General features: G+C 54.4%; 10 protein-coding genes. 4 read left to right on the top strand and 6 right to left on the bottom strand.

The window, feature by feature from the left end:
• Positions 1-6 precede the first annotated feature (6 nt).
• A complete protein-coding gene (gene ccoS, locus FF011L_RS10715; protein ID WP_145351670.1) occupies positions 7-180 on the top strand; it encodes a cbb3-type cytochrome oxidase assembly protein CcoS in 174 nt (57 codons plus the stop codon).
• 448 nt (positions 181-628) lie between these two features.
• Here the strand turns inward: ccoS and FF011L_RS10710 are convergent, their stop codons facing one another.
• Entirely contained in the window at positions 629-4090 is a 3462-nt protein-coding gene (locus tag FF011L_RS10710) for a tetratricopeptide repeat protein (protein WP_145351669.1), read from the bottom strand.
• A gap of 357 nt (positions 4091-4447) precedes the next feature.
• Between FF011L_RS10710 and FF011L_RS10705 the strand changes: the two genes are divergently transcribed.
• From FF011L_RS10705 to accC, 3 genes are all read left to right on the top strand, one after another.
• Entirely contained in the window at positions 4448-5545 is a 1098-nt protein-coding gene (locus tag FF011L_RS10705) for a M24 family metallopeptidase (RefSeq protein ID WP_145351668.1), read from the top strand.
• Positions 5546-5620: 75 nt separating this feature from the next.
• Entirely contained in the window at positions 5621-6097 is a 477-nt protein-coding gene (gene accB / locus FF011L_RS10700; RefSeq protein ID WP_145355211.1) for an acetyl-CoA carboxylase biotin carboxyl carrier protein, read from the top strand.
• Positions 6098-6196: 99 nt separating this feature from the next.
• The gene (gene accC, locus FF011L_RS10695) at positions 6197-7540 is read left to right on the top strand and encodes an acetyl-CoA carboxylase biotin carboxylase subunit (protein ID WP_145351667.1); all 1344 of its coding nucleotides are present in this window, start codon (positions 6197-6199) and stop codon (positions 7538-7540) included.
• Between the two features lie 659 nt (positions 7541-8199).
• Here accC and FF011L_RS10690 read toward each other — a convergent pair.
• The 5 genes from FF011L_RS10690 to FF011L_RS10670 form a co-directional block, all read right to left on the bottom strand.
• The gene (locus tag FF011L_RS10690; protein WP_218933127.1) at positions 8200-9228 is read right to left on the bottom strand and encodes a sigma 54-interacting transcriptional regulator; all 1029 of its coding nucleotides are present in this window, start codon (positions 9226-9228) and stop codon (positions 8200-8202) included.
• A gap of 43 nt (positions 9229-9271) precedes the next feature.
• A complete protein-coding gene (locus tag FF011L_RS10685; RefSeq protein WP_145351665.1) occupies positions 9272-9682 on the bottom strand; it encodes a hypothetical protein in 411 nt (136 codons plus the stop codon).
• 254 nt (positions 9683-9936) lie between these two features.
• Positions 9937-10851 carry a DUF1559 domain-containing protein gene (locus FF011L_RS10680; RefSeq protein WP_145351664.1) on the bottom strand — a complete coding sequence of 305 codons (915 nt, stop codon included), beginning with the start codon at positions 10849-10851 and terminating at the stop codon, positions 9937-9939.
• A gap of 157 nt (positions 10852-11008) precedes the next feature.
• Positions 11009-12325 carry a Gfo/Idh/MocA family protein gene (locus FF011L_RS10675; RefSeq protein WP_218933126.1) on the bottom strand — a complete coding sequence of 439 codons (1317 nt, stop codon included), beginning with the start codon at positions 12323-12325 and terminating at the stop codon, positions 11009-11011.
• 44 nt (positions 12326-12369) lie between these two features.
• Positions 12370-13503 carry a PQQ-binding-like beta-propeller repeat protein gene (locus FF011L_RS10670; RefSeq protein ID WP_145351663.1) on the bottom strand — a complete coding sequence of 378 codons (1134 nt, stop codon included), beginning with the start codon at positions 13501-13503 and terminating at the stop codon, positions 12370-12372.
• Between the last annotated feature and the right edge of the window lie 22 nt (positions 13504-13525).

Here is a 13525-nt window from a genome sequence, read left to right as displayed (position 1 = left end):
GCTCCAATGAGTGTTTTATATATCGCGTTGCCGATCGCCATCTTCCTAGGTGCCGCCGGAATGGTCGCATGCATTCGCTGTATCCGCAGCGGGCAGTATGACGACATGGACACACCGGCCGTGCGCATGCTAATCGACGACAAACCAAGCGTCGAAAAAAAGCAGACAAAAGACAAGTAAGCCGTATTGTTAGCGGATCGGCGCGAGCCGACCGGCAAGGACGCGCGGAATTCCAGGACAGTGGCCGGACGGCTTGCGCCGTTCCGCTAAGAAGGACTGCGACCGGTGGGCGTATTGTTAGCGGATCGGCGCGAGCCGACCGGCAAGGACGCGCGGGATTCCAGGACAGTGGCCGGACGGCTTGCGCCGTTCCGCTAGAAAGGACTGCGACCGGTAGGCGTTTTGTTAGCGGATCGGCGCGAGCCGACCGGCAAGGACGCGCGGTTTCCAGGACAGTGGCCGGACGGCTTGCGCCGTTCCGCTAGGAAGGACTGCGACCGGTGGGCGTTTTGTTAGCGGATCGGCGCGAGCCGACCGGCAAGGACGCGCGGAATTCCAGGACAGTGGCCGGACGGCTTGCGCCGTTCCGCTAGGAAGGGCTGCGACCGCTTCTCTTTCGATAGCGAATTCAATTGGCCTTGGCGTCATCCTCCTCTGGCGGCACTGCGACAAAGCCAACCCCGGTTCGGTACGTTCCTGCTGGCTGGATCCAGGGAACCAACAAACTAGCCTGCCGTGGTCGGACCAGCAAAGACTCGTCACGCGGATCGACTCCGATCAAATCGGCAGACACCAATTCTTCTCCGGCTCCCCTACCGACCTGCAGGACCACGGGCAGCGAGCCTCCGGATTGATTTAGTTTTTCTTTCCACTTATCGACATCGATCCAATCGATTCCACTTTCAACATCCACATCTGACACGTCTTCTAAAAGCGGGTTTTGCATCACCATCGGACCGACAGGAACCCGTCCCTTCCAGGCTAGTTGCTGTGGCAGGTTCGGAGCCGCCCACATCAGGCTTCTACCGACATCCCTGCATACGAAGACATCTTTTTCCGCTTCCGCCAGAATCGAACAAACATCGAACACTCGCTGTGCCGCGTTGGGTTGTACGTCGATCACCGAAACCATCAACACTTGGACCGGTCCATACAAAGCGATTTGCAGCGAGTCAGGCAGGCTTCTGGATTGATACTCTGCCGGACGAACGCGAAAAACCATTCGCTTCCCCGATGGAGTCTCCAGCAACCAGCTCTTCGAATCTTCACGGTTATCGACCGCGGGAAATTCTTTTAACACATAGGATTCCCCCAGGGCCTTGGCTAACCGATTGTCCAACCACTCCTGATCGATTTTGGCCCGTTCTTCACAAATCAATTGTAGATTTGCATCGGTACTTTTCCGGATCACACGCAGCGGGTATTTACCGATCAAATCAAGCATCCATGGTTGATCGATCGCTTGAGCCATTGCCGCCGTCGCTTCATCATCCGACAGCCAATCAAGAATCGCTAACTGCGAATCCTCATCGGCTTGTTCGATTTGTTGGAGGACTTTCTTGCCCTCTCCCTGCAACATCGCGGCGACCAATTCAGATTCGATGGAATAGTCAAAATCTTGATTCAGTTCTTCTAGTATCACGGCGATGGAATCGTAATCCTGACGGCGGATCTGCACGCCTAACAAAGCGAGCAAACGCTGTTCACGCAGCCACTCACTACTATCGTCAACGTGTTTCAAACCTGCCTGAAACAACTTCGCCGCTTGGTCGTAATCACCGATCGCGTCAAAGTACTTTCCCAATTCGAAATCAACTTCCCCTTGAACTTCATTCCATTCAACCACAGGAACCTGTCTGGATAGCTGGGGAACGTAAATCAACGCCTTCAAATCAAGTACGTCGCCACCCTGCCAGACAAGCTGATTCAGAAACGGCTTCACAAACGGTGTTTTCAGATAACGTTGCAGAATCCTGGTGTCCGAATAATCTTGCAACCAAATCAAATCGCGAGCATGCCCACGCACCATCGACGCAAGTTCGTAAGAGTCTTCGTCATCAAAGACAATGCTCGCTAGGTTCAGTGCTTTAGCATGTGCCACGCGACAGGCCTCGGGGTCTGCCATTCGCATCGCAATTTCGGCTTCGATCCGAATTTCCTGCAGTCGCACAGACGTCACACTATCCTCGTCAACTTGAGTGACAAAATCCTGTAGTTGCCGGAGGTCGTACACCTTTACTAAATGATCGCCGATCTGCTGGTGTCGATTCTTGTCATTGGGCCAACGTTCGATAACTTCAAGGGGACGCTGCAAATTTAAAAAGCTATCCGCTAAGTAATAATCGCTGCTTGCGGCATACCATGCATCCTCTTCGGACAGGCTGCCGTCGGCGTTGGCCCAGTCGGCAAATGCGGTCAGTTCTGCGACCGCCGGTTCGAACTGACCAGCCGCATGAAAGGCCCACCCCTTCAGTCCCCGAACCCACGGATCCTGGGTCTCCGGAATCCCCTGGAGCGCGGCGATCAGAGGTAACGAGTCACTGTAAAATTCTCCATCAAGGCACCATTCCAGCAGCCGCTTGGCCATTTCCCCCCGGTCTTTCGATTCCGCGAACAACTGCTGGTAGTCTTCCGATTCGACGCGAGCAAGCAGATGGTCATTGTTTGCGATCGCAAGTAGTTCCGGTAAGACAACCGTCTCCGTTGCCTGAAAAAATTCGTCTCCGGCCAATCGATAGTCTTCATCGGCCCAAGCGACATTACCTTTCGCCAAGTGCTCCAGCCCAACGGGAAGGTCATCCCGAGCGGACATTGCCTCGACAAGCGCCAGCCCCCACTCCCTTGAGTAGGAAGCTTGGTTCAGCAGCTGAGTCCAATAATCCTCGGACGGATTATCGATCGCAAACGTCAACAGGCGAGGGATATCTTGATCACGATCCTGCGCTAACAAGGTCTGGAACAAACCTCCATCCTGCGGACAAATATCCAACGCTTTGATGGCGGCTTCGGCCGATTCATCAGGGCGATCCATGCGATCGTAGATTTCCGAATACAACCAATAAACATTCGGATGATGCGGAGCCTGTTGCGCTGCCAACTTCGCAGTGGCAAGCGCTTTGTCTATTTCGTCGACTCCCAAATAGGACATCGCTAGAACCGGGTAAACGCCCCATCGTTGCTGAGGGTCCGGAATCGATTTGAGCAGACGTATCGCTTCTTTGCTTTCGCCCCAAGCCAACCACTGATAGGCAATTCGCAGCATCCCAATCGAACGATCGGCCGCCAACATCGGCTTCCTTTCCAAGCGACGTAGCTTGTCGATCAACTGGGGAGTCACCCCTTGCCGTGATTCCTCTTCCAGATCGACCAATTTGATCAACATCTCGTCGTATCCATCAGAAACCGGGGCCGTTCCCAGCGCATACGAAGCGTACTCATCGGACAACCGGCGACCGTATTCAAGTCTTTGCCAATCGTACAAACGCCATTGATTGGATTCTTTCACCAAGAACCACTGATGGGATTCCGCTTGATTTTCATCGCTGTAAAAAAGCAGATCGACCGAAGCCAATCTCCCCTCCTCGGAAAGATGAAATTGCAGGATGCGTGAAAGCGGTGCGACATCCGGTTGCGGCTGATACAAGTTCAGCCAATGCCTAATTTGAATCCGGTTCGCCATCGACAGGTTGCCGCCGCTATGCTCGCTTTGGCGGACCGCTTCCAAAAACATGTCTGTGCTGAAAGGAGGCTCCCCTTCTTCTTGAAGGGTTGCGATCGCCGAGGCAACAAATTTCTGCAAACTTGGATCGGGAGAAGGCTTCTCTGGCAAACTTGCAAGCGACTGTTCAAAACGAGCTGAATCGTCAGCAAAAGAATTTTGACGCTCGGGAAGCGATGCCGCGACCTCCCCAACCAGAAACTGTTGCATTGAAAAATAGGCAAGCGTGCCCATTCCACAGCAGAGCGCCAACGAAATGGCGGCGATAACCGACAACACAATGAACAGCCCTCCCAATCCGCGTGCTGGCGGAGTGGGCATGGCAGGAACCGGATGATTCGAAACGGCAAAAGGGTCGGTCGACACGGTCATCCCCCGCAATCCAAGGTTAAGCTAGATGAAAAGACGACAGGCTTTCCGAGTGGACTTAGTGTACCGAAACGGTGATTGCTCGTCGTCGCTCGCATTGTTATTGTCCAACGGTTTAGAACCGAGCGTTTTCAGTGTAGCCTTTCGCGCCATGAGCGGAGCGTTGACGACGCCTCGTTTCGCCGAACGAACGGCGATCCAGATTCAATCAATGAACCGTGCTGCCTCGGTCGAGGATCTGCAACGCCAAAAAAAATGAGGCCGGTCCATTCGCGGATTCGGCTGGAACGGCATCCGACCTGCACGGCGTTTGTTAGATATCGCTCGATCCTTCCGTATCCATATTTAGGGACCTGACCTGTGAATTATTCGGCCCGCCTGCAAGAAGCCTGCTCCCGGCTTTCTAGTCACCAAGTCGACGCACTTTTTGTGTTCAACGAAACCAATGTGAGCTATCTGACCGGATTCAGCGGGGACAGCACGGTCCTACTGTTGACAGAAAACGGGGCGACGCTGTTAAGCGACCGACGCTATGAAACGCAACTGCAGCAGGAATGCCCGCAGCTTCCGGCATTGGTCCGCGGCCCCGATAAAAACATGTACCAATTAATCGAAGAAGCCGCAGCCAGTCAGCTGGCAGACTGTCAATCGATCGGATTCGAAGCCAATCATCTGCACTGGAACGACTATCAAAAATTGGCTAAATCGCTCGGGGCCCGCACGCTGGTGCCAACTTCGGCGTTTATCGAAGCTCAGCGATTAATCAAAGACGAAGACGAAATCGCCATTTTGCGACGAGCGGTTTCGATTGCGGAACGAACCTTTCTCTCCATTCGAGCTCGGCTTCGGCCCGACTGGACCGAATTGCAGATGGCCCATGAACTGGAATCGACGATGCGAGAACTGGGGGCAAGTGGCTGCGGATTTGCTCCCATTTTGGCAATCGACGCCAACGCCGCATTGCCTCACGCCCATCCCGGATCTCAGGTTCTCAATCAGGCATCGACGTTGCTGGTCGACTGGGGGGCAAAATTCCAAGGCTATACCAGCGACCTCACGCGGACGCTGTCGATCGGTCCTCCAAGCGACCGTTTCCATGAAGTTTACGAAGTGGTGCTGTTGGCGCAGCAAACCGCGATCGAAAAAATTCGTCCCGGAATCCCTCTAAAAGAAATCGATCGGGCTGCCCGAGACGTGATTGCCCAAGCGGGGTTTGGAGATTATTTTGGCCACGGACTGGGGCACGGAATCGGATTACAGGTCCACGAATCCCCCCGGATGGCGTCAACAAGCGAAGAAACGCTGGAATCGGGGATGGTCGTAACGGTAGAACCTGGGATCTATTTGCCCGGCGAGTTTGGCGTTCGTATCGAAGATGACGTTCTCGTCACCCCGGAAGGAAACGAAGTCTTGTCGTCGCTCGCAAAGGGCCTCGATGACATGATCGTTTTCCTGTAAAACAACCGGTTAAAGACAACGGCTCGTCGCGGCCGGTCACATAGATTTTTATCACAATAAGTGAGACGACGTCGTATGAATGCAGGTGGGAAACGCGAAGCGGTCAACGTATTTGGGATCGATCAGCTAAAAGAGTTGATCGAATTGATGGAGCAGCACGACCTGGCAGAGATCGATCTCCAGCAAGATACCGACCGAATCAGTCTAAAACGGGGCGGTGCACAGCCTTTGCAGGCCATGCCTGCCCCCATGGCGGCGGCCCCGGTCGCAGCTGCAACACCTGCCGAACCGGCTGGAGACGGCCCCAATATTTTGACCATCAAATCACCGATGGTCGGGACTTTCTACACAAAACCGAATCCTGAATCCGAGAATTTTGTCAAAGTCGGTGCGATGGTTTCCCCCGACACCGTGATCTGCATCGTTGAAGCCATGAAAGTCTTCAACGAAATTCCAGCGGAAGTCAGCGGGAAAGTCGTCGCAGTCCTTGCCGAAAACGGGCAACCTGTCGATTTCGATAAACCGCTCTTCAAAATCGATACCTCGGCCTAGGTCTTTCAGCCAAGGTACCGCGTTTTCTGGCCTCTCGGCAAAATCACTGCCTAGGCTCCCACTGGTTTACCCCCAAATTCTTTAGATAGCTAAACGGTCATGTACAACCGGATCCTGATTGCCAATCGTGGCGAAATTGCCCTTCGTGTCATCCGTGCCTGCCGAGAATTGGGGATCGAATCGGTTGCCGTCTACAGCCAAGCGGACGCCGATTCGGCTCATGTTCGTTATGCCGATCAAGCGTTTTGCATCGGCCCCGCGCGGAGCGCGGACAGCTACCTGCGCATCGACCGGATCATTAGCGCTGCGGAGCTAGGGGATGTCGACGCGATCCATCCGGGTTATGGATTCCTAGCCGAAAACGCTCACTTCAACGAAGTTTGCCGGAGCTGCAAAATTGACTTCATCGGGCCTCGCCCCGAAGCGATGGAAATGCTGGGCGATAAAAACACCGCCCGGTCGCTGGCCATCAAGGCCGAAGTCCCAGTAGTGCCCGGGAGTGACGGGTTGATCGATGATGACAATGAAGCGATTCGCGTTGCCAACGAAATCGGATTTCCTGTCCTGATCAAAGCAACCGCAGGTGGCGGAGGCAAAGGGATGCGAGTGGCCGTCGACCAATCGGTCCTGGCAACCGCCGTATCGCAAGCCCGCACCGAGGCCCAAGCGGCGTTTGGTAACGGAGCCGTCTACATCGAAAAGTACATTGAAAAACCTCGGCACATCGAAGTTCAGGTGATCGCCGATGAACATGGCAACGTGGTTCATCTTTATGAACGCGATTGCAGCGTTCAACGTCGCCATCAAAAACTGATCGAAGAAGCCCCCAGCCCGACGCTATCGCCAGAAAAACGGACCGCGATCTGCGAAGCGGCCGTGCGAATGATTCGAGCCGCCAACTATACCAATGCGGGAACGGTCGAATTTATCGTCGACAAGAACGATGATTTCTACTTCATCGAAGTCAACGCCCGAATTCAAGTCGAACATCCCGTCACCGAAATGGTCACCGGCATCGACCTGATCAAGCAGCAGATCCTTGTCGCGTCCGGCGAACCTCTTCCCTTCAAACAAGAAGACATTCCATGCCGCGGGGTCGCTATCGAATGCCGCATCAACGCCGAGAATCCCGACAAAGGCTTCCAACCCAATCCAGGTAAAATTCAGCACATGTTTGCCCCAGGCGGTTTGGGCGTTCGTTTTGATTCCCACGTTTGCTCGGGCTATACGGTACCTCCGTATTACGATTCGATGATCGGGAAACTGATTGTCTACCAGCCGACACGACTGGAAGCGATCGCCACGATGCGAAGGGCTCTGAAAGAATTGGCAATCGAAGGCATTTCGACGACCGCCAGCTTCCACGACAAAGTCCTGCAACATCCTGAATTCATCGCAGGAAACTGCGATACAACGTTCGTCGAACGTGAATTCACCAACTAGTAACTGGCACCCGCGATCGACGATGCACAGAAGGATAGCTGCCTCTCTGCCGTAGTTACCGTCGCCAGACGGTAGTTCCTACTGCGGCACCGTCACCTTTCGATTGTCCCCTTTCGCTTCACGAAAGAACGCTCCCTGAAAGCGGCTTTCGCTCGGGACGTGCGATTTATTCGCGACGGATATTGGTCACGCCTTGAGCTTCTCACTCACGCCAACCTTTCGCGGGGGGGGGGGGCGTGAAAAGAATAAGTGAAGAAAGTCTGGCTCCCCTCGCCCTCAAAACAAGCTCGCTTAAAACAGGTTTGATACCGGATCATCGGTTCGCCAGCTAATGCAATTAAGTACGATTCAAAGGCTTGTTTTGGGGGAGAGGGGCTGGGGGAGAGGGGCCGACAGCGTTGGCAAGGCGTGACATAATCGGCTGAAATCCGAGGCTTTCACCGCGTCTTCGCTGCAAAATCGCCAGCTGGAAATCTCCCCCTCTCCCCCAAGCGAGCTCCACTAAATCAAAGAAAGAGGCAGAGATCACGCAATGAGCTAGCAGAGATTTCTTCCGCAACAAAGAGCTTGCTTAGGGGCGAGGGGAGCCAGACTTTCTTCATTTATTCTTTTCATCCCCCGAGCGAAAGGCGACCATTGCCCAACAACTCAGACGGTGATCAGGAGGCGGACGGTGGCTGATCCATTCCGTAGTCCTTGATCTTCTTGTGCAGGGTGTTGCGATTCATTCCCAGCCGACTCGCTGCACGGGTTTGAACCCCGTCGCATTCGAGAAGGACCTGGCGGATGACCTCGCGTTCAACACGGTCGACGATCTGGCTATGGACGTCACTCGCATCCTCAGCGATGGTCTGCAGCCCTTGCTGCACAACTGCAGTGGTCAGCGAACCTACGTCCGCGGTGTTGACCGGCTCGGCAATCGCTTTCGCTTTCCCGGTGATCGATTCGGGCAGAAAATCGATGGCTGGCTCGCTTCCCTCTGAACAGACAATCACCCGCTGAAGGTAACTGAACAGCTGGTCGATGTTCCCTGGCCAAGGATAGTTTTCCAGCGAGGTCAACAGCGGCCCTTCAAGCGACTGCACCTGCTTGCCAATTTGCCGATTAAGTACTTTCCAGAAGTGATCGATCAGCGGCAGAATGTCTTCGCGGCGTTCGCGTAGCGGGGGGAGCAGAATCGGAATCACGTTCACTCCCCAAAAAAGATCGCTGCGAAATCTCCCCTCTTCGACCGGCGGTAACAGATCAAGCGAGCTGGCCGCAATCAGGCGGCACGGGGCAGCGGGGAGGGTCGAAGACGAATCCGGATGAGCATCCGCTTGCTCGCCCGCATTGAACACAAACTGCGACAATCGATCCTGCAGCGGCAGGTCGGCCCGATCCAGGTGATCAAGAAACAGCGTCCCCGAGGCGGGCGGACTGCAGGATCGCCCCAAGCCCTCCTCGCCATTTCCTATCCCTAGCGGGGCGATGGAACCACAGTCCCATCGCTGGAAAGGCTGGTCGCGTCGCGACGACGCTTGGTGGATTGCTCGGGCAAGCCAGTGCTTGCCCGTTCCCATTTCGCCGACAATCAGCACGGACGCGTCCGTGCTGGCGGCAAGCGAAGCGATTCGCAACACATCCCGCATCGCTTGCGAAACCAGTACCGCACCTGTTGAAAAGAAATCAGCTGCGGGATGTGTCATAACGGCTTCCATCACGTTCACAAGGAGCGGGATAAGGAACCCGCTATTTGGTCGAGAGTTCGTATTTCAGAGATTCTGAACTAGGAATCGTCTCGGTTAGCTCACTATTGTCATTAAATTTAGCGGGCAAGATCTGTTTGTTGAATGATACGCCCGCTTCAGGTGAGTCCGCAGACAGATCGGAGGTGACCTCTTCGTAGCCACGGATCTGAACTTGTTTGGAACCAGGTAAGACGGGGCCTTTGAAAGCTCCATCCACGATTTTCAGACTGTCCGTAGGAGAGGACGGTTCCTGTGGGATGAACATAATTTCTCCCTTTTTCAAAGGCGTTCCGTCGACGGTTACGGTCCCATCAACTTCAACACGACCAAGCGGATCGCTGTCACAGCCAGTGAACACAAGGCTAGAAACAACAAAACAAGCAGCAAGAATCGAAGGCAGTTTGGATAACATGAGCATACTAAAGGTGAGGTAGGGTGTGTAAAGCGAGTGGGATAGCCTTTTCGTCCGCAAGGCGTTGCCCGGCGAGGCTGTGAACTTATGGTGACCAGCCTGGCTAGTGTCGCCTCTCGCTCCGCGAAAGTAGTGCTTGCAGACGCTAGTTTCGCGAAGCGAAAGGCGACATTTCCCACTTGATCAGACAGTAGAGGTGCGGCGATCCTCAGAGGATCGCCGCAAGAAGATTGCAATTACTTGCCGAGCATCCACTATGGCAACTGAACGACTTCGCCGCCGTTACGTGTGCCCAAACCGCGATAGATGACCAAATCGATGGTATCGCTTAGGAAACGCGTCGAGGCGTCCCCCAAAGTGAACTGAGCTCCGCTGGGATGGTAACTACGAGCAAAGTTCCGGATTTCAGCGGCGGTACCGATCGACAAGCAGGGCGCTTTAGGATCGGTTTCCGTTTTGCACGAATAAACCTGGTCGGCTACGCTCGTATTCGGACCTTGCCATGTGGTGAAACCAAAGGCTCCGTGTGGACCGCCACCCCAGTAACCACCGGCGCCACCCCAACCGCCCAATCCAGAACGAACGACCGATTCTCCAACCATCAAGGTATTGGAAGTTCCGTCGACCAAGTCACGGAATTTGGTTTTCGATTCGTTATAAAACATTCCGTTCAGGTTGGTCATCGGACGGGTCATGTCGACGCTGGACGCCGCGACAACATAGTTCCCCTGGAAACCTTCTCCACCGGAACGCAGACCTCCGCCTCCGCCGAAACCGCCAGCGCCTGGATCGGAAGGACACATGAACGCAGGCATCGGCGCGTCCTTAAGCTCAACCGGCGTGTCCATTACATATGCGCCATCCCAACTCTGGTACTGGTCTGCAAAATTCCCCCCTTCAATGAACGGCAATATCTGCTGCATCCAGCAGTCACGACGGTGAAATGTCCCAGCGTCGAAATATCCGTACGGAAAGACACGATGCGTATCGTGGTAGTTGTGAAGCGCCAAGCCAAGCTGCTTCATGTTATTGGAGCAGCTCATGCGGCGAGCCGCTTCGCGGGCCGCTTGCACCGCAGGAAGCAGGAGCCCGACAAGGACTCCAATGATGGCGATCACGACCAGTAGTTCTACTAATGTAAAGCCTACGCGGCTACGATTTCTCTTCATTTTGAATTCCAAAATATTAGAATGCACAGAAACAAAAACTCACTTATCACAATTTATCTAAAATCATGATAACGGCCCTTAATTCCTATGCCTACAGCTATTCTGAAATTGCATCTATTTAATAAAAAACAACCCTAACATTAGCTACACTGAATCATCACACGGGGTACACCCAAGGACCGCGATATTCACGTTTAAGCAATTTAGTGGCGGCACTATCGTCCAGTATTGCTTCGCGGTCACCATCCCAGCGGATGCTCCGGCCCAGTTTTAAAGAAAGCATTCCTAACAAACTGAGGGTAGTCGCCTGGTGCCCGATAGCAATGTCAGCGACGGGTTTCTGTCCAGATTCGATCGATTTCAAGAAATCGGCCCACAGCAATTTCAGATTGTGGCCGTCCGGTTCCTGCAGCTGGCTTTCTTCATGAATGACCGGCTTTCGTGAATCCGCTGGATAAAAGGTCCAGCCGTCACGCCAGCCCATGTGAAAGGTCCCTTTGTTTCCATAAAAGTGGCAGCCGACGGTCGATTTCTCAGGCCCAGCGCCTCCGAACTGGCGATGTTCCCAGGTCGCGGTGAAATTATCGAATTCGTAAGTTGCGATCTGGGAATCGGGAGCGTCGGTTGTCTGTTCATCTTCATTCAAAACCGCAGCGCCACGAATTGGCCGGCCCCCTGTCGAATAAACGGTATGTGGCGATTTCTGCTCGGACCACATCAACATTTGATCGATCCAGTGGACTCCCCAGTCGCCCAGAGTCCCGTTGGCGAAATCCAGAAAATGCCGAAACCCGCCAGGGTGAATTTTGCGATTGAACGGACGCAGCGGTGCCGGCCCGCAGTACATATCCCAGTCCAGCTGTTCCGGCGGCGGGCTGTTTTTTGTCGGGGCTTCACTGCCACCGCGACTGTGGACAAACATCCGAACCAGTCCGATATCTCCCGCTCCCCCTTCGCGAAGGAAACGAATCCCAGAGGTGTGGTGAGGGCCAATCCTGCGGTGTAGCCCGACCTGCACGACCGAATCGGAGGCCTGTGCCGCTTTCACGATCGCCTGGCTTTCACCGATCGTATGACCGGTTGGTTTTTCGATAAACAGGTGGGCCCCCGCCTCGATCGCGGCCAGCGCATTTAATGCATGCCAATGATCCGGGGTGGCAATGATCGCAATCTCGACGTCTTCTTTTTCAAACAGCTCACGAAAATCGCCATAGGTCTTCGGTTCGTCGCCACTCAGGTCCGTCACTTCCTCGGCAGCCAATTCCAATTTGTCCTGATCGACGTCGCAGATCGCAACGACTTTGGTCTGCCCTGCGGCAAGCGCTTCACGCAGAATATTCATCCCCCACCAACCGGATCCGATCAATGCGGTCCGATACTTTTTGTCTTTGGGGGCCGCACGAATAGCGGGACAGGAAAGGGCGGCCGAAGCGGCGGCAGAGGCCGCAATAAACGAGCGTCGATCAATGGACATGGGGATCGAATTCCAGAAGAAGGCATGGTACAGAACCCTGCATTCTAATCCCGCAATTCCACCGATGCGACTCCGCCCTCCACGCTACGGCAATACAGTCGGCCGCCATGATAAAGCGGATTGACCCAACATTTCCCTTCCAAAACCTTGCTGCGTGATGTTTCCTGATAGCCGTCAGGAGTGGCCGCGCCACGGATCATTTCCCCGGTGTCGGTCAACAAGATCCATTCGTCTTCCACGAGGATGATCGCCCCCGGACGGAGGTCGTTTTCTACCCAACGGACTTCACCGGTTTTCCAGTCAACACACTTCAATCGCGCGCCCGCTTCCATGTCACCATCCAACCCATACAGAAAACCATCGTGCAAGATAGAGCCATGCAATTGATTTTGAAAATCTTTCGATTTCCAAATCAATTCGGGTTCTTCGCCGCTTACATCAAACAGGGCAGAACCGCGGTTGTATCCTGAAGAAAGAAACAGTCTTCCATCACGGTAGATCGGATCGGCGGCATTGCATCCGAAGGTCGTCAGCCATCGTTCTTGCCAACGCGGCTGTCCGGTTTGCAAATCGACGGCCGAATAAGATCGCCCCGATGCAAAAACGACCAGAGTCCCTTCGGCGGCGGGAAGCAGCACCGGCGAAGCGTATCCCGCATCGCGGTCCGCTGATTTCCAAATCAGCGATCCATCGATCTTGTCGAGTGCCAATCCCGCCTCGCCGACGGTCAACAGCAATTTCTCATCAACGATTCGTGGCGTCCCCGAGAATCCCCAGCCAGGAATACGGACATCGGCGACTTCGGATACGTCTAGTTTCCAGTGCACTTCGCCATCGGTCGCATCCAGACAAAACAGTTTGCCGCTACGACTGAGGGCATACAGCCGATCGCCGTCCAACGCTGGCGTCGCTGTCGGCCCCCCTTCAAAATCACGAGCCTCCAGCGGTTCGGGGTAGGCGAACTGCCAGCGAATCTTTCCATCGTTTGCATCCAAGCAGTAGACGACGTCGTCGTCGCCGACATGCCCCGACGTATAAACCGAATCCTCGGACGCGACAAAGGAAGAGAAACCGACTCCGACCTCTTGCCGCCACACAACGACTGGCTCATCGGCGTCGCCCTCTGCGACGCGCCCTAGAACCAATGCGACGAACAACCAGTAGAGACAATTTTTCATGATGGATAACAACGGGAGCCAT

This window comes from Roseimaritima multifibrata (genome assembly GCF_007741495.1).
Lineage (GTDB): Bacteria > Planctomycetota > Planctomycetia > Pirellulales > Pirellulaceae > Roseimaritima > Roseimaritima multifibrata.
This window is presented reverse-complemented; position numbering and strand designations above follow the sequence as displayed.